This window comes from Streptomyces sp. NPDC005374, assembly GCF_042872225.1.
Lineage (GTDB): Bacteria > Actinomycetota > Actinomycetes > Streptomycetales > Streptomycetaceae > Streptomyces.
The window spans coordinates 85,606-107,826 of the sequence record NZ_JBIAKA010000015.1 but is presented as its reverse complement, the minus strand read 5'-3'; the positions used below and the strand labels follow the sequence as shown (position 1 = coordinate 107,826).

The following is a 22,221-nucleotide window of genomic DNA, read 5'->3' as shown; positions in this document are numbered from 1 at the left end:
CCGGAGTGGGGACGACCGTCCGGTGTCACGCGTACGGATCGAAGCCGATCCCGGACGGCTTGGAGTGGTCGAGGGCGTACTGGAAGTCGCCGTCGTCGATCTTCAGCGTGGCGGAGCCGAAGTCGGCGGCCACGAGCTTCTCGCGGTACCCGGCGGGATAGCCGTTCCATCCGACCAGCCGCGGGTAGAACCAGCCGCCCGTGGCGTTCTCCGGCGGCTCGTCGTTACCGCTCGCGAACCGGAAGCAGTGCGTCGAGACGCCGTCCTTGTGGTAGACGATCTTCGGATGGGTGCCGTCGAACCGCACCGCCGAGCGCGCGGCCACCTGGTAGCCCGAGTGCTGGGACACCGCCACGTACTGGACCTGGTCGCCGGAGACCCACACCACGACGTGCTCCCAGTCGTGGGTGTGCCCGATGGCCGCGGGACCGAGTGTGGCCTGGTCCTTCTCGAAGTAGCTGGCGTACATCACGGCACACCAGCCGTTGTTGCACTTCGCCCGAGCGTACGTGTTGGCGTTGGCCAGTTGGGCGTAGTCGTGGCACTTGCCGTTGACGTCGCCGCCGAGCTTCAGCCCGGGGTTGATCGTGCCGTCGGCCCCGATCGCGGCGGTCGCGTAGCAGCCGTCGCGATCGTAGTCGTAGGCGGGGGAGAAGGTCTGCTCCAGACCGTCGGCGTTCTGGGGGAGCAGGGTCAGGACGTTCGCCCGGGCGGTCGCGGGGATCGCCACGACGAGCGCCAGTGCGCCCATAGCGGTCATGAGGGATCTCAACTTGTGCATGCCGTACCCCTGTTCAGCGGTAGAGGTTGCCGCCGGGGCTGACCCCGAGGATCGACGTGAACCGGTTGTAGGCGTCGACGCGGCTCTGGACCTGGGCCGGGTTGCGGCCGTCGCACTCCAGGGAGCCGTTGATGGAGCGGATCGTCTGGCCGAAGCCGGCCTGGTTGACCATGGCGTTGTGCGGGGTCATGGTGCCGGGGCCGGACTGGGTGTTCCAGTACCAGAGACCGGTCTTCCAGGCCACGGCCGAGTCGTTCTGCACCAGCCAGGGGTTGTTGAGCAGATCGATGCCCAACGCGTCGCCCGCCGCCTTGTAGTTGAAGTTCCAGGACAGTTGGATCGGGCCGCGACCGTAGTAGGCGGCCTGTCCGGCCGGGCAGCCGTAGGACTGGTTCCAGTCGCAGTACGTCGGGTAGTTGGCGGTGTTCTGCTCGACGATGTACACCAACCCGCCGGTCTCATGGTTCACGTTCGCGAGGAAGGCCGCCGCCTCCTGCTTCTTGACCATATCGCTGCCCGTGGTGGCGAAGCCGGGGTAGGCGCTCAGCGCCGCCACCAGTCCGCTGTAGGTGTAGAAGGAGTTCCGGCTCGGGAACATCTGGTTGAACTGCGCCTCGCTGACGACGAATCCGGACGGCGTACTCCCGCCTCCGCTCGCGGGCGCGTTCCACTTCTGGTTGGCCGTTCCGGCGCAGGTCCAGATCTGTAGCCGGGTGCCGTTGGCGCTGTTGTTGTCCCGGACGTCCAGGCACTTGTCGGCGGCCGGGTTGACGATGTCGCGCGCGCCGGACACCACCCACTGCTGGTTGGCGCCGCCCGAGCAGTCCCAGAGCTGTACGGCAGCCCCGTCGGCGGTGCTGCGGTCGGCGACGTCCAGACACTTGCCGAGCGCCCGCAGGGTCCCGTCACCGGAGTTGGACCAGATCTGCGCGCCGGTGCCGTTGCAGTCGTAGATCTGTACGGCCGTGCCGTTGGCGGTGGACGCGCCCGCCACGTCGACGCACTTGCCGGCGAGGCCGGTGATGGTGCCGGAGGCGGCGTGCGCGGGTGTCACCGCGAGCAGCGCCGTGAGCACGGCGGCGAGGACGGCGAAGACCGCGATGCGGCCTCTGTGCAGGGAGATGAACATGGGTGAGTGAGCTCCTTGAAGGGGGTGGGGGAGGCCTGCGGGCATCGCTTTATGGGTAACTGGTCAGATCGGCCACGTTGGTCGCGGAGTTGGAGGGGCCTCCGGCACCGTTGACGACGTGCCGGATGGTGCCGGTGCCGCCGAGGGAGACGGTCACCATGCTCTGGAAACGCACCCCGGCGGTGTTCGGCGCCTCGATGGCCCGTTCCGCGACCACACTCGGGTTCACGTTGAAGTAGCAGTAGCTGCCGAGGCCGTAGGCCTGGTGGCTGGTGACGGAGTCGGCGACCTTGTAGGCGGCGTAGCCCTGGGTCGAACCGTTCGTCCAGGCCGCCTGGTTGGGCGGGTCGTACGGCATCTCGTTCTGGTAGAAGTACGTGCGGCCGCCGTTGCCGTTCCAGACCGTCTGGTACTTCTGGTAGTGCTCGACGAACAGGCCGTACGCCGTGACGTCGTCGCCGTTGACGATGAGGCCGGTGTCCGCGGTGTTGCTGGTCCAGCCGACACCGCTGCCGTGGTCGGCCCGCCAGATCCACAAGTGGTCGCCGATGACGTTGTCGCTGTTGATGACGAGGCTGGTGGTCGCTTTGCCGATGCCTGCGCCGCCGACGCGGAAGTACACGTCGTGCAGGGAGGTCGGGTTCGTGGTGTGGGACGCGGAGGAGCCCGTCGGCCCGACTTCCATCAGGGTGGGCGAGTTGGTGGTGCCCGCGTCGAAGAGGACACCTGCGACCTTCACCCCGTCGACGTCGGCCACCTTCATCGCGGTGACGCCGTTGTCCGGGACGAACGTGGCGAGACCCAGGCCGAGAACGACGGTGTCGGCGCGGTTGACCTGGAGTGTCTGGTTGAGGTGGTACACACCCGGGGTGACCAGGAGGTTCTTGCCCGCCGTCAGGGCCGCGTTGATGTCCGCGGCACTCGCGCCCGGCTTCACGACGTAGAAGGTGTCCAGGGAGAGGGAGTTGCCGGACGGTGAGCCGTTCGCCCAGCTGGTGCCGGTGGAGTTGGACCGCACCGATGGCACGAACACCTTGTAGGCGCCGTCGGCGTCGACGTACAGGAACGGCTTTTCCCGGCTGACCGGGGACTGCGCGACCGTGGTGTGGGGCGGGTCGGGGAAGGTGGTGCCGGGGACGCCCTGACTGCCGACGAAGACCATGTTCCAGTTGGCGCCGGTCCAGCTGCCGAGCTGGGAGTTGCGGGTCAACCACTGTTGTTGGCTACCGGAGTCGACCTGTCCGTCGACCTTCGTGTCGGCGAGCAGGCCGCCGCTGGACCAGCCGTTGTCGTCCAGGGCGAGGTTGCCGCGCAGATGCATCCGGCGGTAGGCGGCCGCCTGGGAGACCGCCCAACGGTCGTTGCCGCCGATGGGGTTGACGGACAGATTCTCGGCTCCCCGCCAGAAGTTCTGGGTCGCGTTGCCCTGGAACCAGTCGGCCTCGGCGTGCACCGCGCCGTTGATCGTGACGGCGTCCGGGGTCAGTCCGAGCCCCGCGACCTGGGTGTAGAAGCCGACGTCGGCGTCCGCGGCGTAGGAGCCGGGCTTGAACAGGACGGCGTAGCGCTGGGAACCGAACTGGTTGGTCTCCTGCTGCTGGAAGATCGAGCTCAGCCTCGACTGGATCGTCGATGACGACATGGAGGGGTCGAAGACCGTGACGTTCGGACCGAGGTCCGGGTTCGTGGCCGACGGGGTGACCGGGACCACCTGGAAGCGTTGGGCCGCGCTGCCGTTGCACGTGTACTGCACGAACTGCACGCTGTCGGCGGTGGAGGCGTCCGGGTCGTCCAGGCACTTACCGCTGTTGCGGTTGACGAAGTGGTAGGCGCCGCCGCCCTCGTGGACGGGCAGCCACTGCTGGTTGGCGCCGCCGCCGTAGGCCCAGAGGTGCACAGGTGCGTTGTCGTCCGTGGAGACGTCGGCCACGTCGACGACCTGGGCGGTGTTGTTGCGGTTGTCGATGCGGACGTAGCCGGCGCTGGTGGCGGTGAAACTCCACTGCTGGGCCGTGGTCCTGTTGCACACGTACTGCTGCACGACGGTGCCGTTGGCAGTAGCGGCCGACATGGCGTCCAGACACCGCCCGCTTGCCGCGTTCATGACAGTCGAGAAGCCGGTGGGCAGCGCTGTCGCGGCGTCGGCGGGGGTGGGCAGCGAGGTCAGGACGGATGTGGCGGCCGCCGTGACGAGCAGGGCGGCGCCGGATCTGCGGAGACGTGTGAGGGCGGGCATGCGCAGAGCCCTTCGTGGGGGGCGAGGTGTCTTGCTGACCTGTGAACCTAAAGGTCTGGACCATTTAGATCAAGGGGTGAAGTAAGTTTTGAGGGAAGGGAGTTGGCGCGGGAGAGTGCGAGGCGGCTTGGAGGCCTCCCTCAGCGGCGGCGGGACCTCGCAGACCATCGCGGCGATCAGCTTTTCGCCGAGGTCGGACGCCGACTCGCGCGGGCAGAGGTCTTCTGTGCACTGATCCGCGTCACCGCCGAAGACGCGCCACCGGAGTCTCCGGCAGAGCGAGAAAGCGGCCGACACTCCGAGGCTCTTCCGCCGCGCCCTGAGCGAGAGGGCGGGTCGGCGTTCTCGAAACCGGATGGACCTCCCGTACGACATACCCGCCGGGCCACCGCTCCCGCGCGCTCGTTCCCCGCGACCACGAACGACACCGCTGCCCCGCCGCCGGTCGGGGACTCGGAGGATTCCCTGGCGTCGCTACCCGAGCTGCGGGACAGCGGCTCCGGCGTGGGCCGACACACCGGATGAGCGCAAGGGGCGGGCTGCTCTTCCGGCGATGAGCGTTTCCTTGCCGCCGGGCACCGGTTCATCCCCTTTCTCGGCGGTCGGCCCGTAGTCAGCAGCGCCGAACAGCACCGCGACGGTGATCTGACCGCGCTGCGCGCCCATGACGTCCCCTACTGGCGGGCCACTACGCACGTCCCTCGGGATGCCGCCGGGTGGGCCACGCGCTGGAGGTCGGCTTGGACTTCACCGCAGCCGCCGCCGTGGTCGTTGGGGGTCGCCGCGATCGCCGCAGGCGTGCCGGCCGCGCAGCGCGAGGCGGGGCTCCGCTCCCGAAGGACGTCTCGCTCATCGGCTTCGACGACGTCCCCTACGCCGCGGACCTGACGCCGACCCTGACCGCGGCGCGGGTGCCGTACGAGGAACTGGGCCGGTCCCTGTCGGCCCTGTCCGCTCCCGACTGTCCCGGGCGCGCACGAGACTGCGCACACTCGCCTCCGCGGAACTGGCCGGAGACAAACGGGAACTCGCCGCAGCACCTCGACATGTGAGAAGAGCTCGCGTGAACTCGGTCCGGGGCGCACGGAAAGGAATCCGATGAACACCGGCGTCTCGCCGCACCCGGGTCGAGTGGCAGGAAACCCAAGGCCTCCTGCGACCGGCGAACTTCTGCCCGAAGGCGCGGCGTTCACAGACGTACTCCGTGGTGCGGGCCGGCACGCCCTTCGCGGCGGATTCAGCCGTGATGCCGGGAAGAGCCTTTCCTGCCGCCGGTTCGTCAGTCGGCATGACAGTCGAGTCCCGGTCGCCTTTCTGGTCTCGGCGAGTACGACGGCACTTCGGGGGAGGGGAGTCCGACCTCGGCCGTCGAGTCGAGGTGCGTACGGCAGGTCGGGCCCTGCGCTTCGGCTCGGCAGGGCGGGTGTCGTGGGTCAGGTGCGTGCGACGTTGCGGACGGAGGCGCGCAGGTCGTTGTCTTCGACGAGCAGTGGGGGGAGGGGAGTTGCGTTGGCCGGGTCGAGGGAGTCGAAGAGCAGGGCGATGAAGCGGGCGCGCAGCGAGGGTGTGGTGCCCGGGAGTGCGAGGCCGGCGACGGCCATGACGAGGAAGTGCGGGATGTCCTCGGCGGTGAGGTCGGCACGGATCTCACCGGCCTGCTGCGCGCGGACCAGGAGTGGGTGGAGTGAGGTGCTGAAGCGCTGGAGGACGTCCACCGCGACGTCGGCGAAGTTGCCGGCGAAGGTGACCAGGCCCCGCTCCTCGGTGATGAGGTCGAGCAGCTGTGTGGCGATGTCCTGGAGGGCCTGGCGTGTGTGCGGGGAGTCGGCGGCTCGCTCGACGAGGGGGAGGAGGTCGGTTTCGAGGATGTCCTCCAGGACGGCCCGGACGATGGCCTCGCGGTTGGGGAAGTGGCGGTAGAGCGTGGCGATGCCCACGCCGGCTTCCGCCGCGATCTGCTCCAGAGAGGCTTCGCCTCTGCCCAGCACCGTCCGTCCCGCAGCGGTGATGCGTTCCATGCTGGAGCGGGCATCGACCCGGCGCCGGGGCACACGGCCGTTCATCGCTGCCATCTGTGACTTCCCTGATCTCCGATGAGCCGCTGCATTCGATAGCATCCTACCGCATTGATAGTCGACTCTCACTTTGATAGTACCCTCTCACTTCGCGGTGCGGTCTGGCCCGTCAGGCCGCCCGGAACAGAGGGAGAAGCCTGTGTCCGTTCTGCTGTACCGGCTGGGGAAGTTCGCCTACGGCAAACCCTGGTACGTCATCGGAGGATGGCTGGCCGTGCTGGCGGCGGTCGTCCTTCTGCTCGTCACGAATCCGGTCAAGCTCAGCAACGAGGTCCGCATCGACGGCACCCCGTCCCAGCGGGTCATCGACGGCTTGGCCACCTCCCTGCCGGAGGCATCCGGCGGCCAGGGCATGCTGCTCTTCACCGCGCCGGAGGGTGCCCGGATCAACGACGAGAAGGTGCGGTCCGCCCTGGTGGCCGCCGTCGACGCGGTCTACCGCCACGACCACGTCGTCGACGCGAGGAAACTGCTGGCCCGGGAAGCCGCCCGGGGCGAGAACAGCCCGCTGCTGCGAGCTCAGGCAGCGGTCGCCCAAGCCGCTGGAAAGCCGTCCTCCGGCAAGACACCCGTCCCCTTGCAGCAGGGCGGTCAGCCGGTGCCGGGCGTCGTCGTCTCGGCCGACGGCTCAACGGCGCTGATGCAGTTCCAGTTCGACCAGCAGACCTTCGAACTTCCTGCCGGGACGATCGACAGCACCATCCGGGCCGCCGAGCAGCAGGCCGCGACCGGCGACCTGGACGTCCTGCCGTCGGCGGCGATGATGGAGATCCCCGAGATCATCGGCGTCGGGGAGATCGTCGGCGTCGTCGTGGCGGCCCTCGTCCTGCTGATCACCCTGGGATCGGTCATCGCGGCGGGTCTGCCGCTGATCATCGCCCTGGCCGGCGTCACGGTGGGAGTCGGCGGCGCCTTCACCCTCTCCACCGTCTTCGAGATCCACTCACTCGCGGCTGTGCTGGCACTGATGCTGGGGCTGGCCGTCGGCATCGACTACGCACTGTTCATCGTCAACCGAGAACGCCGGCTGATCCTCGACCAGGGCATGGACCCCCATGAAGCGACCGGCCGTGCGCTCGGCACCGCCGGGAGCGCGGTCTTCTTCGCCGGCAGCACCGTCATCATCGCCCTGGCCGGGCTCCTGGTCATCGGCATCACGCTGCTCAGCACCATGGCCATCGTCGCGGCCGGCACGATCGCGATTGCTGTCCTGCTCGCCCTGACCCTGCTGCCCGCGCTGCTGGGCCTGGTCAAGGAACGCATCTGCCCCGCCCGCACCCGGCGCAGGGAACAGGAGCGGACCGGCGGGGATGCCGAGCACACCCGGGCCGTCCGCTGGGGAGCGCTCCTGGTCCGCCACAGGTACGCCGCCCTCGCGGCCTCCATCCTCATCCCCGCGATCCTGGCGGTGCCCGCCGCCGGCATGAAACTGGGCCTGCCCTCCGGCGCGAGCTACAACACCGACACCGGGCAGCGCCGCGGCTACGACCTGGTCAGCGACGCGTACGGACCCGGCTACAACGGCCCCCTCCTGATCGCCGTCGATTCCACGACGAACGGCCAGCCCCTCACCCCCGTTACTCTCGCCGCGGTGACCTCGGACCTGCGAAGCGTCAAGGGCGCCACAGCGGTCTCCCTGGCAGGGATGAACGAGACCGGTACCACCGCCATCCTCAGCCTGATTCCCGGCAGCGGCCCGAACGACGACGCCACCAAGGACCTCGCCACCGCCTTACGAGACAAGAGCGCGCAGATCCGTGCGACCCACGGTGCCGAGATCGGCATCGCCGGGTTCACCACCCTCGCGATCGACGTCTCCGACCGGCTCGCCGACGTCCTGCCCCTCTACGTGGCCACAGTCCTCGGACTGTCCCTGATCGTCCTGCTGCTGGTCTTCCGCTCCCTCATGGTCCCGCTGATGGCCACCCTCGGCTTCCTGCTGAGCATCGCCGCCACCTTCGGCCTCACCACGGCCGTCTTCCAGTGGGGCTGGCTGCAGAGCCTGATCGGACTCGACGCCACCGCACCCGTGGTGAGTCTGCTGCCCATCATCATCACCGGCGTCCTGTACGGGCTCGCCATGGACTACCAGATGTTCCTGGTGACCTCCATACGCGAAGCACACGTCCACGGTGCCACCGCCGTCAACGCCACTGTCACCGGGTTCGCCCGTGCCAGTTCCGTCGTCCTGGCGGCGGCCACCATCATGGTCTCCGTATTCGCCGGCTTCGTCTTCAACGCCCAACCCATGATCAAACAAGCCGGCTTCGCACTGGCCGCCGGCATCCTCATCGACGCTTTCGTCATCCGTATGACGTTCATCCCGGCCACCATGGCACTCGCCCAGGAGAAAGCCTGGTGGATCCCCGCCCGGCTGAACCGCCTGCTGCCCGACCTGGACGTCGAAGGCGACAAGCTCACACAGAAGATCCCGCTGCACCACCCCACCCCAGCCCAACAGGCCCAGACGGCCGGCTGACCGGCGGCACCGTCTCTTCCTGCACCGCCATCACCTAATCGGTGCGGAAGAGACGGTCCCAGGCAGACCGGCCGGTCCGGGGTTGATATACGGCCCTGTCCCGCACTCGGTGATGACGAAGGGCTGCGTGTGTCGTTGACCTCCGTGTGATGGATGTCAACGAGCTTGTGCAGACGGTGACTTCGAGTCCGTCCCCATTGGTCAGGGAGGATGCGCGGACGGGCAGGTTCCACCCTGCTGAACCGGCTCCCCGTCATCCGCATCCCGGCAGGCTTCGCGTTCTGTGGTCATCGCGGTGGTCCGAGCATCAGAAATCCCAGTCCAGTGCGTCCTCGTCGACTGCGACAGGCTGGTAGCCGTTCACCGCCTTGCCGGTCACCAGGGCGGTGGCTGTTGCGTCAAGGAGGGCCGGGAGCGACGCCCACATGGGGTGGGGTGAAAAGGAGCATCCTGTCTCATGATCGGCATCGCCGATCCTTCCACGCCGACGGTAGAGCCGTTGGTCGATGATGAGGTAGTCCCCTCCACCGTCGGAGGCGAAGGGGATCCACTGGGCATGCCACCACGGCCCGTACTCCCCGTCCGGGTCGCCTTCCTCAGCTCCCGCCAGCTCATCTCCGTAGATGTTCATACGTGTCTGCCAGGCCCCGGCGATGTTCTGCACCGCGAGCAGGCACCAGAACGGAGGCAACAGTGCGTAGTCGCCCATGCCGTTGTGCCGCAGTAACGACTCCACCAACGGTTCGGGGAACGGCTGCCCGATGACCTGTTCGGCCGCGGCGATTGCCGAGCGCTCCGCCGGGGGTTCAAGAGCGGCGAACGTTCGAGGCGCGTGCCGGGCGAGCCATGCCTCTATGCGGGTCCACGACTCGGATATCGACGAAGTCATCCAGGGATGATGCCAGTCAGGCGGCGCTCAACGGGAGGAGTACGAGGGTTTCTGAGCGTCAGGACGTCTGGCTCCAGGAGCTGCCGCTCGCGGGCCTTCCAGACTCCTCGGTGGCCGCCGCTCACTTCGGTGCGCTGGATTCTGTCCGGCGCGTCTTTCCGGGCCCGGCGCTCCTGGCGAGGCTGCGTTACCGGGTCGCACCAGAGTCGGCCGGACGGTCACGCGAGCGATGGCCACCGGTCAGCGGCCCACTCCAGCCATCCCGACCACCCACGAGGCGGATCTGCCACCTCATGTCCATCGAGTTCCGTGGCGTCGGGCTCCTCGAACAGCGTCCTCCAGTGCAAGAGGTCCGTCTCGCTCATCACGAAGGTCTGATCAGGGGTGGTCGACTGGCGATGCGCGATCCGGGCACGTTGGGTCTCGTGGTCCACCGGCACGTACACGAGCTGACAGGACGCGCCCACGGACTTCACCAACCAGCGGATCGCGGACCTCTCCTCACGAGACCAGCATCCGAAATCCAGGACCACGTCCGTTCCCAGCTTCAGCGCCTCCAGACCCAGCCAGAGCAGCCGTCCTTCCAGCACATCGCGTTTCCCGGCAGGCTGCGGATCGCCGAACAGCGGGAGCATCCACTCATCCGGCGTCAGCCGCAGTGCGTTGTGCTCTTCGGCCAGCTGTCGAGCTCTCGTGGTCTTTCCGGCCCCGGGCAGGCCGACCGTCAGGAACAACGTCGTCACGCCCAGATCGTGTCACGGGGGCCGAGTGATCACGGCTTGGGTCGAAGGCGGATCGAAGCCGCGGTGACGGTGCGGTGGAAGTCGTAGACGCGCTTGTCGATCTAGTGGCCATCGGCCCGGGACAGGGCGGTGCTGCCGAGGTGTGCGTCTTTTCCCGGCCCCCGGAGGCTCTCGCGCGAGTACAGCCTGGAAGCGCGGCGGGGCCGAACGTGTCACCCATACCCTGGCCGACTCAGACTCAGGATTGAAAAGGCTCAAGGACTGCGCGCAGTGGGACCGCGTGGAGCTGGAGCGATTTCATGTCCTCCGTGGCGACGCGATGTCCGGGTCGGCCTGCAAGTTGTCAGTCGATGGCCTGGTAGAGCGTGGTCCAGGAGTCGTTCATGGCGCGCGACGAATCCGGAGTGGACAGCCCGACCTGGGTGAGCAGGAACTCTGGTGAGCTGGTTGATCTTTTCTGCGTAGGCGGTGGTGCCGATACCGCCGAACCAGCCGAACTCGCGGAGGGGCGGCGCGTAGTCCCCGCGATATGTGCGCACCGCCATTCCGAAGCCCCAGCCGCCGTTCGACCCTGACCGGACGACAGGTGGGCGACATTGCTGAACATGATCTCCCGAGCGGTCAGTTGCTCGGGGAGAGATGGTTGGTGGTCATCAACTCGACGGCGTCGGAGGCAAGATCCGTTCCCCCTCGTGCATCCGGTGGTTCAACAGCGTCTGGAAGTAGGCGTGGTAGTCGTCGGAGGTGGAGACCAGGCCGCCGCCGCCCTGGAACGCGGGAGGCACGCTGGACCTTCCCCCTGCCGCTTCGTCCCACACGGCGAACTCGCCGTTCCGAGTCGGTGACGTCCGCCCAGTAGACCCGGCACTGCGGCGAGAGGCTCGCCTTATTCCGCCGCGTACGCACGGATCTGCCCGGCAGACCCGTGGAACTGCCCATGCCAGTGGCTCTGATGGGGTTCCTCAGCCTGGTCTGTACACTGCCCGCATTTCGGTACGGGTCTCGGCGGCATCCGGCTCTGACGCGAGCACAGTTTTCAGGAGCAGTTGATGCGCGAGGCCGACATGCGGCACCTGGTCCGATCGCTGGACGAGGTGAACGAGTTGCTGCTGCGGACCCTTGACTGCGAGGCCGGTGACGTGTTTTGGGGGAGCTATCCATTGCTGCGCATGTGTGAGAGGTGACTAAGAGAGAAGGAATCAGACCCTAGGGACGGTTTAGGGTCCCGACCGGCGTGCGACGGGATCGCCTTCCTCAGAAACGAGTTGGCCGTTCAAGAATCTCTCGTAGGGCCATGAACTGCTAACTTCCTCGGCTTTTGGCCTTCTGGCCACCGCATCTTGGCGACTGGACGATACACGAAGTGCATGCAAGACCCCCTTACTTGAGGGCGATGAACCTATAAAGTACCCACTGGGCGGTTTCTTTGAGGGTCTCTCGCGATATGGAGGGACAGGCGGCTGAGGGAGAGCTCCGGTGGTTCAACAAGAACGGGCAATCCGGACTCGTCGTGCGGTTCTGGAAGCAGCTGCACAGGTCTTCGCGGAGCACGGGTATGTCGCGGCGACGGTCGCGGACATCCTCAAGCTTGCAGGAGTCACGAAAGGCGCGCTGTACTTCCACTTCGACTCGAAGGAAGCACTGGCCAAGGGAGTCCTGGAACTCCAGGCGGATCAGCGGCTTCCCACCCAGGAGACCAGACTGCAGGAAGTCGTGGACATCACCATGACGATGGCTCACCGGCTGCCCATCGACTCCGTCCTACGGGCAGGTGCCCGCCTCTCCGCGGATCCCGTCGGCCGTGAACATTGCGGAAGTGCCTGGTCGGTGTGGGTGGTTGTACTGACCGACCTGCTGTCCCGGGCACACCGCAACGGCGAGACCCTGGCCCATGTCCAGCCACGCGAAATCGCCGAGCTGATCGTCGGTGCGTTCAACGGGGTGCAGCTCTACTCGTACGTCGAGAACAACCTGGGGGACGTCGAGCACCGGGTCTCGGTCCTTATGAGCCACCTCATGCCCTCCATCGCAGCCCCCGCGGTACTGCTGCGGCTGGATATGGCCCCGGACCGCGGAGCCCGCGTGCTCAGCATGGCGAACCGCATCGAGGCCACCGTGGCGTAGCAGTCCCGCCGGCCGGGACACGCGCCCGGAGGGTGCCGTCCACGGTGAGCACGGTGTCCTTGCCGAACCGCTTGCGGGGCTGGAGTGCGAGCAGGGGCCCGAGGTGGTTGATGACTCGGCTGGCCGTCGACTTCGAGACGCCCAACAGCGGAGCGAGTTGCCGTAACGTCAAATTGGTGCGCCAGTAGGTCGTGACGAGCAACACCCCGTCCTCCAGCGGCAGTCTCCACGGCCGGCCTCGGTGGACCACATCTGCTCCATCGCGCCGCAACGTGGTCAGCAGCTTGCCGAAGCAGCGCGGGCTCAGCCCCGCGAACGGGGCTATCCCGCCGACCCCCAACACCGAGACAGACCTAACGGAGTCCTACTAGGGCGTGTTTCAGAAGTGGATCAAGCATCGTGGTCGGCTGGTCCGGGCGTGTCGTCTGTCCAGCTTCGGGGCAGGGCCAGTCGGCCTGACCGGTGCGCCTCGCGCTGTTCGGTGACCCATCGCTCGACCTGGTTTACGGATGTCGCGAGCGACTGGCCAGTGGTGTCGATCAGGTGGGTGCGCCATCGCGGGTCCTCGGCGGTCCACGTGGTCCACCGGTGCCAGGCCATCTCCGGCCAGCTCCCGTCGATGATGATGTCAGGCAGGAAGCGCGGGTCGCGGGCGTGCCCGCGGTGCCAGGCGGCCCAGCCGCAGAAGGCGTCGGTGGCGGCCTGGTCCCATCGGTCGCCGTCGCGTGCGGCGAGTCGGTCGCGTCGGTCCTGGTCGGCGACGTCGATCAGGCAGACGGCGATCCCGTTCAGCGACGGGGCCGAGGGGGCGGCCAGGACTTCGCCCAGCGGTGAGTTCCCGGACAGCAGCAGGTCCATTCCACGGTCCTGGTACTCCCGCGCGCGGTGCACCCACACCTCGGTCATGCGGTTGCGCCAGTGGGGAGGGATCGGAGGGTCCGGGACACCGACTTCGTCGAAGTCGTGCACCACGACCCCGTCCAGTCGGTCGGCGACGGCGACGGCGAGCGTGGTCTTGCCCGCGCCGCTGGATCCGGTCAGCTTGAGCAACATCTGGCCAGGGTGACAGCCCGCAAAGGCTTTCTCGACCGGTTTGTCGGCCCCCATCGGCCCTCGCCATTCGCGGGATTCTTATAGCCACTCATTGATGGCGGCGATCAACACGGTCGCTTCGTAGCGGACGGCAAGCTTGTCGTATCTCGTGGCGACCGCGCGGTGGCGTTTGAGGCGATTGATGCCGCACTCCACCGCGTGGCGCTCCTTGTAGTGGGTCGGGTCGAACTTCGGCGGACGGCCGCCGCGAGAGCCGCGCTTCTTGCGGTTGGCGATCTGATCCCGCTTCTCCGGGATGGTGCAGCGGATCCGACGTCGCCGCAGGTAGGCGCGGTTGGCCCGGGAGCCGTACGCCTTGTCGGCGCGGACCTTGTCCGGCCGGGTGCGAGGCCGGCCGGACCCGAGCCGGGGCACGCAGATGGGGCCAAGAACAACCTGGAACTGCGGGGAGTCGCCGCGCTGCCCGGCCGTGATCACCAGCGGCATCGGCTTCTGGGCCTGCTCGACCGCCAGGTGCAGCTTGGTGGTCAGCCCGCCCCGGGAGCGTCCGAGCCCGTGGTCGTCGGGCTCGGTGAAGACCCCGCCGGGTGGCTCGACCTGGAGATCCCCCTTTTGCGGGCGCCGGCCGCGTGCTGGTGGACGCGGGCGACGGTGGAGTCCACCGAAACGTCCCAGGTGATCAGGCCCTGCGCATCGGCCCGGGCCTGGAGCTGTTCGAGGATGCGGTACCAAGTGCCGTCGCGCTGCCAGCGGCGGAACAGTCCGTACACCGTCTCCCACGGCCCGTACCGTTCGGGCAGGTCCCGCCACGGTATGCCAGTCCGGGTACGGAACCGTATCCCGTTGATCAGATGCCGCATGCACTGGCGGGCGTCCGGACTTGAGGCCCTTCGGCAGCAACGGCTCCAGCACAAGCCACTGCGCTTCTGTCAGATCTCCCCGCGCCACGACACGTAATCATCGCACGACCTTGATCCACTTCTGAAACACGCCCTAGGTGGGACGCCGACGCGGTCCGCGACGACCTCCGTGGCTTCGTCGTCGAGCAACTTCGCGACGACGACGCGGTGTTGGTTGTCGGTGAGACCGGCGACCTGAAGAAAGGCACCACCATGGTCGGGGTCCAGCGCCAGTACACCGGCACGGCCGGGGCCCGTATTTCAATAACTGTCAGCGACGGGTTCCCGCGGGGGTTGTTCGGGCGTGTAGCTGTTCCAAGGTGCGGGCGGGCGATCCGGTTATCGGCGTGACGACGATCCGTTGCAGGTTCCAGGAGCCGTTTTGCGTCCTGGTACTGGATGGACAGGTTGGTGCGGTTGACGCCCAGTAGTTGGGCCAGGAACGTCATGGTCACCGCTCTGCGGCGGCGGAGGATGGCTGCCAGGAGCCGGTGGGTGTGGTCCACGCTGCTGGTTTGTGGGTGGCGGTAGCTGCGCGGGCGGTGGAAGCGTCGCTGGAATGCTGCCTCGGCCAACGCGTCCCAGAAAGGTTCCGAGACCGCCACCAGATGCTCGAAGTCGGTTCGTGACATGCCGGTCAGGGCCGGGTCGGTGAGCATCTCGGTCAGGGCCGGGTCGGTCCGGTGTGTCGTTGCCGGCGCGTCTGGCGCACGCGGTGGAATGGGAGACAGTGTGCAGTTCCAGTCACCGTGGAAGGCGTTGGGTGTGATCGCAAGGGCGTGGAACTCAGCGGGTGTGACGCTGATGCCGAGGTCGTAGCTGCCTGTGTCCAGTTCGGCCCCGATGGTCAGGCCGGTCCTGGTGGTTGTGGCGGCAATGGTCTCGAGGACCACCTGGTAGCTGGTCAGCGGCCGCCCCCGCCAGTTCGCGGTGATGTGGCAGAACATCCGGTGCTCTATCTTGTTCCACTTCGAAGTCCCCGGCGGTAGGTGACAGACCGTGATCTCCAGGCCGCTCTCTCGTGCGAAGGTGGCAAGGTTGCTTTTCCAGGTCCAGCGGCGGGGGTCGTTGGAGCCGCCGGAGTCGGCGGTGATCAGGAGCCGGGTGGCATTCGGGTGGTCCGCCCGTCCGCGGTGTTGCCACCAGCGTCGGATGGACTCCACTGCGAACTGGGCGGTGTCGTGGTCGGTGCCGACGTTGACCCATCCGCTGTTGTTGGCAATGTCGTAGATCCCATAGGGGATCGCCATGGGCTGGTCGTTGGTGGTGAACGTGTGGCAGTCCACCTTGATCGCGTTCTTGCCCGGGCGCCAGGTGCAACCGGGCCGGTCACGGTTGCCGAGCCATTCCTTGGCCTTGGTGTCGACGCTGATCACCGGCTGGCCATCGTTGAGGAACGCGGCGGCTGTGGCATTGAGGTGGGTGAACTGGGCATCGCGGTCCGGATGGCTGATGCCCTCTGTGGTCTTCGCGGTTCCCTGCAGGCTGTAGCCCAGGGTGTGCAGCAGGTGTCCGACGGTTGAAGCGCTGACCGGGTGGCCCTGTGTGGTGAGGGTCGAGGCCAGGGCCCGTAACGACAGCGTGGTCCACCGCAACGGGGAGACGGGGTCGCCTCGGGTGTGCGGCTCGATCAGCGACTCCAGTGCGGGCCGCAGACCAGGGTCGGTGTCTGTCAGCCGCTTGCGGCCCGCACCTGGAGCCCGGACCCGCAGGGTCGGTGAGGAGCAACCGGCCAACTCGGCCATGCCTCGCGCGATGGTTGCAGTGCTGGTGCCGGAGGCGGCGGCGACCCGGACGATCCCGCCGCGGCCAAGGGCCGTCGCCTCACTGGCCAGGTACAACCGGCGGCGGCGCTCATCGAGGTGCGGCAGGATCTGATCGAACTTGGCCCGCAGAGCATGAGCGGCAACGCGGCCTGACAGGCACGGGGTCATATCTCAGACTCCCACCAACACCCCTCTGCCGAGCAGTAATTGAAATACGGGCCCCCGGACGCATCGAGAACAGCCAGGTCGCTGTCCACCTTGCCTACTCCACTCCGCGCGGCCATGCGGCGATCGACCGGGAACTGTATGTTCCGCGCTCCTGGGCCCAGGAGGCGGCCCGCTGCCAGGCTGCAGGGATACCCGACACCGTGCGCTTCGCCACCAAACCCGCACTCGACTCCCGCATGATCGGCCGTGCCCTGGACTCCGGCGTCCTCGTGTCCTGGGTGGCCGGCGACGAGGTCTACGGAAGCAACCCTCACCTGTGGACCGCCTTGGAACAACGGCAGTTTGGCTATGTCCTCGCCGTCGCCTGCGACCATCACATCACCACCCGCGCAGGCAGAGTCCGCGCCGGCGCCCTGGTCAAGCGGCTCCCGAGACGGGCCTGGCAGAAGCTTTCCGCCGGCCGGAGCCAAGGGACATCGCTACTACGACTGGGCTCTGGCCCACATCGCCGATGAGGAGCCCGGCCACCGGCACCTGCTCGTCCGTCTCAACCGCATGACCAGCGAGCTCGCCTTCTACCGCTACTACTCGCTTGCCCAAGTGCCCCTGTCCACCTGGGTGAGGGTGACCGGACGCCGGTGGACGATCGAAGAGACCTTCCAGACCGGTAAGAGCCTGGCCGGACTGGACGAACACCAGGTCAGACGATGGACGTCCTGGCACCGATGGGTGACCCTCGCGATGCTCGCCCACGCCTTCCTCGCCGCGGCCACCGCCCACGAACACGCTCACGCACCGGGCCTGGACGGCCTGATCCCGATCACCTGCAACGAGATCCAGCACCTGTTCACCACACTCGTCACCCAGCCCGTCCACCCAGCAGCACATCAACTCCGCTGGTCAGCATGGCGACGCCGCCACCAGGCCCGATCCCGTGCTAGCCACCACCGGCGCCGAACAGTTCCAAGATGAAGATCACGATCTGCGACGCGGAACGGCCGGGAACGACTCGGAGTTGGCTGGCACGGCTGCCGATCCTAGGCTCGGCAACCATGACCGTTCTGATCACGGTGTGGGGAGCATCTCCCGGAGTGGGCAAGTCGACGCTGTGTGACGGACTGTCCCAGTGGCTGGCCGACATGGGACAGCGGGTGAACCACTTCCGCGAGGAAGAGATCTTGACCCGACCGCAGTTCGCTGTGGTGGCCGAGGAGTTCAAGGCGACCGGCACGGTCGCGCTAGGGACGCTGATCGCGGCGACCGCGAAGTTCGTCGATGCGGTCATGGCGAGAGGCGATGACGTGGTGATCGCGGACGCGCTGATGCCGTTCGTGCCGACACTGCTGGCCATGGGGCACGGCGAAGAGACCATCGACGCCTTCATGACCGAACTCACCGAAGTTCTCGCACCGGTCCGGCCGGTCATGGTCTTTCTCGATGGCAATGCCGAGTCCGCATTGTCCAGAGCCGCGACAAGGGAAGGCGAGCACTGGCTGGAGTGGTACGTCGGGAAACTCGCCAGCTACCAGGTAAGTCCTCCAGTCGCCGACGTGGCTTCGGCGGTGAAGTACCTGCAGCGTGAGCGCGCGTTGACACTTGGCGCAGTCCGCCGGAAGGACTGGGGTCTCGTTGTGATCCAACGAGCTGACGAGCTACCCCCGGGTGAGGTGCTGCGGGTCGCGCAGCAGGGTCTGAGGCCATGGCTCGGACGGACCGCCACACACGGATAGCACGGTCCGGGCAGTGACTCGGCCGACCGATGCCACCACCGTAATGATCTACGGCTGAAATATTAGCCCGGTGGTAGAAACGTGGAGAAGGAATCGGCGTCGGCCGTGTCGTCGGTGGCGGAGGTTGAAGTCGGCGCGCACCAGTGGGTGATGCCGTGTTCGACGGAGGTCTGGATCTCGATGCCGTGCTGGGCAGCTCTGATTTTCAAGTTCTGCCGGAGCCGTCCCGGTGGCTTGGAGACGACCTTCTCGCCCAACCCCCATGATCAGGGGCAGCATCGGCACATTGGTTGGTTAGGTCAACTATTGGCCTTGAGTAGGCCAGTCATGACGCCTTCACCTGCAACGTCCTATGGAGTCACTGGCCGTGGGCGAGAGGGTGCAGGGGTTCGTACAGCGGAAGTTCGGCGCCGCTCGGGAGTCGGATCGCGGTGAGTCTGCCCCAGCGCTGTTCGCTGACCGGGCGGGTGATCTCGACGCCCTTGGCCCGGAACTCGCCGAGCTGGGAGTCGAGGTCGTCGCACATCAGGTAGAACTCGTGCTGGGGCGGGCCATCGGTGGGGTGCACGGCGACTTCGGCCGGGGGCAGCTTGAAGATGAGCCAGCCGCCGCCCGCGTCGACGCCGGGAAAGTCAAGGACGTCACGGATGAACGCGCGGTCCGCCTCGGCGTTCTGGCTGTAGAGAATGACATGCGCACCGCTGATCATGGCTGGCTCCCGCCCGTCGAGGTGCTGGTGGTCGTGTCCCCGGCATCCTGGCACGCCAAGGTCGGGACAGACTCCGGTGCTTACGGCGAAATCACCCGCGTGGCGGGTCGATGGTGGGGGAGAGCCGGGCGCCCGACGTGCCATGAACCCGATTGGGTTAAAGGACAGGGTAAATGGAAGGGTAAAAGTTGATAGGGTCCGCCGGGATGGAGGTGGACAGATATGGCATCCGAGGAAGAGCTGTTCGCGAATATCGACGCGTTGCTGGCAGAGGAGCCACAGCTGCCGCCCCCGGCAGAGCGAGCCCGGCTGCGTGAGGCCGCCGGCATCACCCAGGCCCGCCTCGCGACCGCGCTCAAGACGACGACGCAGACGGTCAAGAACTACGAGAACGGCCGCTCCGAGCCGAAGTCGCCCCGTCTGGAGGCGTACCAGCGGCTGCTGAACGGATGGGCGGCGAAGTACCCCGCCCACGGAGCTCCCACCGTCACGCCTGCCCCGGCTCCCGCGCCCCGGCCGGAGCCGGTTCCGCAGACGTTCACCGGCCCGGCCGAGCCCGGGACGTCCGACGCGGAGACGGCCCCGGCCCCGGCTCCCGCAGCCGCGGCCGTGACGCAGCGTCCGACCGTGCGTCCGGTGACGTCGCGCCGTCCGGTGGCGATGAAGGCCGCGACGCCCGCAGCCGACCCACGGTTCCCGCACGGTCCGCTCGCCGTACTGGACGGCGATGGATCCGCGTACGGCGTCGACGGCATCGTGCTCGACTGCCCGGCGACCACCATCCCGCAGCTGGTGGAGTGGACACTGCGCGAGTCCGGTCTCGGTGCCGCGAAACTCAACCGATACGGCAAGGACAGCGATCCGCTGATCGTGCTCACCGCCGCGGCCGCCGTGAAGCTGGGGCTGCCGGAGCACCTGGAGGGCCACGAACAGCGCCGTTCCCTGCGTCTGCCCGCGGACCACCCGGTGGTCAAGCAGGTCGTGAAGGCGAAGTGGCAGTTGACGCAGCGGGGGTTCGGCCCATGGGCGCGGATCTACCGCAAGGCACAGGGGCGCGAGCGGCAGTGCGTGCAGCTGGCGATCCTGTCGTGGGACGCCCTCGATGAGCGGTCCTGGCCGGGAGTTGCGGACCTGGAGGCACCCGACGTCGCCCGTGTCCTGGGTGTGTACGCGACCCGGGTCATCACCCCGCGCGGGTCGACGGCCGTGTCGGGTCTGGAGCTGATGACGGCGCTGCGCCCGCCGACGAAGGCCGTGCAGGACCCGGCAACCGGCAACTGGGTGCCCGGCCACAATCCGGGATCGCTGGGCACCGAACCGATGGACCCGGCACCGCCGGAGGCCACGGCCGAACACCCCGTCGTCGTGAACTCCGGCTGGACCGGCGGATTCCTCAACGAAGAGGCGTACCAGTGGGTGCGTGACGTCGATCTGCTGACGGATGAGGAGTGCACGCTGCCCTTCGCGGTCGGCCTCGACCTCAACACCGCGTTCCTCGCGGCTGCCGCCCGCCTGGTCGTCGGCCTCTCCGCCCCGGACCACTTCCACGCCCCGAAGTTCAACCCGAAGATCCCCGGCTCCTGGCTGGTCGACCTGTCCCACATCGGCCTGGACCCGCGCCTGCCCTCGCCGTTCACGCCGGACGGCATCCGACCGACCGGCCCGGCCTGGTACCAGACACACACTGTCGCCTACGCCCAGGAACTCGGCTACGACGTCCACCCGATCGAGGCGTACCTGCGCCGCGAGACCGGCGCCTACCTGGACCCGTGGCACGACCGGCTCAAGACGGCATACATCGACACCCTCGCCGACCTCGGCGTCACGAAGGACCTGGACGACCGGGCCTTCCTCGCCGCGATGGAGCAGCACAAGCAGGTCGACCCGGCGATGGCCGCCGTGCTCGCCGCCATCAAGGCGACCGTGAAGGGCGGCGTGGGCAAGCTCCGCGAACGCCCGCAGGGCAAGCAATACAAGAGCGGCGAGAGGTGGCCGGCCCTGGAACGCCCGACCTGGCGTCCCGACATCCGCGCCGCCGTCATCAGCAAGGCCCGGGTCAACATGCACCGCAAGCTGGGCAACATGGCCAAGATGACCGGCCTGTACCCGCTCGCCGTGCTGTCCGACTGCGTCGTCTACCCCAGTCCCGGCGACAGCCCCCTGGACTTCCTGCCGTACGCCGCCAGCGGCAAGCCGCAACCCGGCGGATTCCGCCTCGGCCTCTCGCCGGGTCTGGCGAAGCTGGAAGGCGTCCAGTCGATGCTGTGGGCGGTCGACCTGATGGAGAAGGACCTCAACCCGGCCCGCCACATCAAGGGCGGCGACGCCGTTCTGGACGAAGGAGAGTAGGCCGTGGCCGGAGAGATCGACGACGCGATCGAGCGGGCCGACCGGGAGTCCTTCACCCGCCAGCCGCCCAAGACCCTCAAGGGCCAGATCGGCTACCTGATCAGACAGATGGGCAGCGCGAAGGCCGTCGCGCAGGAGCTGGGGGTGACCGCCGACTCCGTCAACCGCTACCGCCGCGGCGCACGCAAGCACGCCCGCGCCGACGTCGCCGCGAAGATCGACAACGCGGTGCGGGCACGCTGGCAGCCGCAGGTACGCAAGCGCCGGCAGAAGCAGGCCGCCACCAGCAGTGGGATCACGGTGGAGACGAGGGCCCGGTTCGGGTACACCGCACCGGTCGGCACGACCGACGACGGACGCTTCCGTCGACTCACCGTGCACCTACCCCCGGAGTACGCCCGCCGTCTGTTCGACGCCCGCAATACGGGCGCCAGCGACCAGCAGATGCGCGGGATCATCGCCGAAGGATTCAAAGAAATCTATTTCCAGGACGGCGGTGGCCGCGCTCCGGGACTCTCGGACGTCGCAATCAACGACATCGACTACATGGATTTCGACTTCTGACAAACTTCTGACAAGAGGAGCGATTGCGCGCGACGGCGCCCGGCAGTGAGCCGAAGCACGGTAGTCGACACATGGGCAGCGTTGCGGTCATCAGCGGGCCGTGGGTGCGAGGTCATGCACTCCGACGCGGCGCCTGCGCCCGCGGCTGTGGGCCGGAAACCTCGCGTGGCCGGGCTCATGGTCACCCAGCTCATCACCCAGTTCGCGCTCCCGAGCGAGCCGGGTTTCGCCGGTGCGCCAGTACCGCTGTGGCAGCTCTGGTTCGGTTGCTTCATTGATGCCGGAGCTGCTGCTGTGGAGACCGGCCCTTCGGCCACCCGGCAGACAAACCGCGGCTTCGGCGCCACGAGCCACGCGGCCGGGAACGGCGACCTCACCGCGGCCCGTTTCGACTGACGGGCTCAGCGAGAACCTTGAGCGCCGCATCGGCATCGATGGGTACGCCTGGTCCGACCCGGCCCGAGGCGTGGTGGCCACAGTCGGCCGGGACTACGGCGTTTCGCCATCGGGGGCGACCGGTCCGGGCG

The 22,221-nt window shown here is 67.6% G+C and carries 17 protein-coding genes and 6 pseudogenes; 9 read left to right on the top strand and 14 right to left on the bottom strand.

Annotated elements, in window-relative coordinates:
- Positions 1-25 precede the first annotated feature (25 nt).
- The 4 genes from ACFYRX_RS33200 to ACFYRX_RS33185 all read right to left on the bottom strand — a co-directional run bounded on the left by ACFYRX_RS33200 (position 26) and on the right by ACFYRX_RS33185 (position 4,812).
- Positions 26-781 (bottom strand): NPP1 family protein, encoded by a 756-nt coding sequence (locus ACFYRX_RS33200; protein WP_389107775.1) that lies wholly within the window; start codon positions 779-781, stop codon positions 26-28.
- Positions 782-794: 13 nt separating this feature from the next.
- A complete protein-coding gene (locus tag ACFYRX_RS33195; RefSeq protein WP_389107772.1) occupies positions 795-1,910 on the bottom strand; it encodes a lectin in 1,116 nt (371 codons plus the stop codon).
- 49 nt (positions 1,911-1,959) lie between these two features.
- Complete coding sequence (locus ACFYRX_RS33190; protein ID WP_389107770.1) at positions 1,960-4,146, bottom strand: RICIN domain-containing protein; 2,187 nt, start codon at positions 4,144-4,146, stop codon at positions 1,960-1,962.
- A 474-nt stretch (positions 4,147-4,620) separates the two neighbouring features.
- Positions 4,621-4,812, bottom strand: a complete 192-nt coding sequence (locus tag ACFYRX_RS33185; RefSeq protein WP_389107767.1) for a hypothetical protein — start codon at positions 4,810-4,812, stop codon at positions 4,621-4,623.
- 50 nt (positions 4,813-4,862) lie between these two features.
- Between ACFYRX_RS33185 and ACFYRX_RS33180 the strand changes: the two genes are divergently transcribed.
- Positions 4,863-5,198 carry a substrate-binding domain-containing protein gene (locus ACFYRX_RS33180; RefSeq protein ID WP_389107765.1) on the top strand — a complete coding sequence of 112 codons (336 nt, stop codon included), beginning with the start codon at positions 4,863-4,865 and terminating at the stop codon, positions 5,196-5,198.
- Between the two features lie 381 nt (positions 5,199-5,579).
- Here ACFYRX_RS33180 and ACFYRX_RS33175 read toward each other — a convergent pair whose 3' ends face one another.
- Complete coding sequence (locus ACFYRX_RS33175; RefSeq protein ID WP_389107763.1) at positions 5,580-6,218, bottom strand: TetR/AcrR family transcriptional regulator; 639 nt, start codon at positions 6,216-6,218, stop codon at positions 5,580-5,582.
- Between the two features lie 142 nt (positions 6,219-6,360).
- On the opposite strand from ACFYRX_RS33175, the gene ACFYRX_RS33170 reads away from it, so the two are divergent.
- Positions 6,361-8,700 carry an MMPL family transporter gene (locus ACFYRX_RS33170; protein ID WP_389107760.1) on the top strand — a complete coding sequence of 780 codons (2,340 nt, stop codon included), beginning with the start codon at positions 6,361-6,363 and terminating at the stop codon, positions 8,698-8,700.
- Between the two features lie 307 nt (positions 8,701-9,007).
- On the opposite strand, the gene ACFYRX_RS33165 is transcribed toward ACFYRX_RS33170, so the two are convergent.
- The 3 genes from ACFYRX_RS33165 to ACFYRX_RS33155 form a co-directional block, all read right to left on the bottom strand.
- A complete protein-coding gene (locus ACFYRX_RS33165; protein ID WP_389107757.1) occupies positions 9,008-9,589 on the bottom strand; it encodes an SMI1/KNR4 family protein in 582 nt (193 codons plus the stop codon).
- Between the two features lie 218 nt (positions 9,590-9,807).
- Positions 9,808-10,332 (bottom strand): AAA family ATPase, encoded by a 525-nt coding sequence (locus ACFYRX_RS33160; protein ID WP_389107754.1) that lies wholly within the window; start codon positions 10,330-10,332, stop codon positions 9,808-9,810.
- Positions 10,333-10,985: 653 nt separating this feature from the next.
- Positions 10,986-11,117 carry a hypothetical protein gene (locus tag ACFYRX_RS33155; protein WP_389107751.1) on the bottom strand — a complete coding sequence of 44 codons (132 nt, stop codon included), beginning with the start codon at positions 11,115-11,117 and terminating at the stop codon, positions 10,986-10,988.
- Positions 11,118-11,808: 691 nt separating this feature from the next.
- Between ACFYRX_RS33155 and ACFYRX_RS33150 the strand changes: the two genes are divergently transcribed.
- Complete coding sequence (locus ACFYRX_RS33150; protein WP_389107749.1) at positions 11,809-12,456, top strand: ScbR family autoregulator-binding transcription factor; 648 nt, start codon at positions 11,809-11,811, stop codon at positions 12,454-12,456.
- Between the two features lie 28 nt (positions 12,457-12,484).
- Here ACFYRX_RS33150 and ACFYRX_RS33145 read toward each other — a convergent pair.
- The 3 genes and pseudogenes from ACFYRX_RS33145 to ACFYRX_RS33135 all read right to left on the bottom strand — a co-directional run.
- A pseudogene (locus ACFYRX_RS33145) lies at positions 12,485-12,799 on the bottom strand (transposase family protein); the annotation flags it as partial.
- A 47-nt stretch (positions 12,800-12,846) separates the two neighbouring features.
- Positions 12,847-13,509, bottom strand: coding sequence for a hypothetical protein (locus ACFYRX_RS33140; protein ID WP_389107746.1), 663 nt, complete (start codon positions 13,507-13,509; stop codon positions 12,847-12,849).
- Positions 13,510-13,587: 78 nt separating this feature from the next.
- A pseudogene (locus tag ACFYRX_RS33135) lies at positions 13,588-14,457 on the bottom strand (IS5 family transposase).
- A 41-nt stretch (positions 14,458-14,498) separates the two neighbouring features.
- Here ACFYRX_RS33135 and ACFYRX_RS33130 point away from each other — a divergent pair.
- Positions 14,499-14,660 (top strand): annotated as a pseudogene (locus ACFYRX_RS33130) (transposase); the annotation flags it as partial.
- Here the strand turns inward: ACFYRX_RS33130 and ACFYRX_RS33125 are convergent.
- Positions 14,660-16,342 (bottom strand): annotated as a pseudogene (locus tag ACFYRX_RS33125) (ISAzo13 family transposase); the annotation flags it as partial. The pseudogenes ACFYRX_RS33130 and ACFYRX_RS33125 sit on opposite strands and share 1 nt — an antisense overlap.
- A gap of 56 nt (positions 16,343-16,398) precedes the next feature.
- Between ACFYRX_RS33125 and ACFYRX_RS33120 the strand changes: the two are divergent.
- Together ACFYRX_RS33120 and ACFYRX_RS33115 are read left to right on the top strand one after the other, a co-directional pair.
- A pseudogene (locus ACFYRX_RS33120) lies at positions 16,399-17,314 on the top strand (IS701 family transposase); the annotation flags it as partial.
- Positions 17,311-18,072: a hypothetical protein gene (locus ACFYRX_RS33115; protein WP_389107743.1), complete on the top strand. Its 762-nt coding sequence runs from the start codon at positions 17,311-17,313 to the stop codon at positions 18,070-18,072. The pseudogene ACFYRX_RS33120 and the gene ACFYRX_RS33115, both read left to right, overlap by 4 nt.
- Before the next feature lie 65 nt (positions 18,073-18,137).
- Here ACFYRX_RS33115 and ACFYRX_RS33110 read toward each other — a convergent pair.
- Both ACFYRX_RS33110 and ACFYRX_RS33105 read right to left on the bottom strand, forming a co-directional pair.
- Positions 18,138-18,329 (bottom strand): annotated as a pseudogene (locus ACFYRX_RS33110) (ParA family protein); the annotation flags it as partial.
- A gap of 101 nt (positions 18,330-18,430) precedes the next feature.
- Positions 18,431-18,781 (bottom strand): VOC family protein, encoded by a 351-nt coding sequence (locus ACFYRX_RS33105; protein WP_389107741.1) that lies wholly within the window; start codon positions 18,779-18,781, stop codon positions 18,431-18,433.
- Between the two features lie 222 nt (positions 18,782-19,003).
- Here ACFYRX_RS33105 and tap point away from each other — a divergent pair, with 222 nt between their 5' ends.
- The 3 genes from tap (at position 19,004) to ACFYRX_RS33090 (ending at position 22,090) form a co-directional block, all read left to right on the top strand.
- Positions 19,004-21,130 carry a telomere-associated protein Tap gene (tap, locus tag ACFYRX_RS33100; protein ID WP_389107739.1) on the top strand — a complete coding sequence of 709 codons (2,127 nt, stop codon included), beginning with the start codon at positions 19,004-19,006 and terminating at the stop codon, positions 21,128-21,130.
- 3 nt (positions 21,131-21,133) lie between these two features.
- A complete protein-coding gene (gene tpg, locus ACFYRX_RS33095) occupies positions 21,134-21,694 on the top strand; it encodes a telomere-protecting terminal protein Tpg (RefSeq protein ID WP_389107736.1) in 561 nt (186 codons plus the stop codon).
- A 165-nt stretch (positions 21,695-21,859) separates the two neighbouring features.
- Positions 21,860-22,090 (top strand): hypothetical protein, encoded by a 231-nt coding sequence (locus tag ACFYRX_RS33090; protein ID WP_389107733.1) that lies wholly within the window; start codon positions 21,860-21,862, stop codon positions 22,088-22,090.
- The last annotated feature ends 131 nt before the right edge of the window (positions 22,091-22,221 follow it).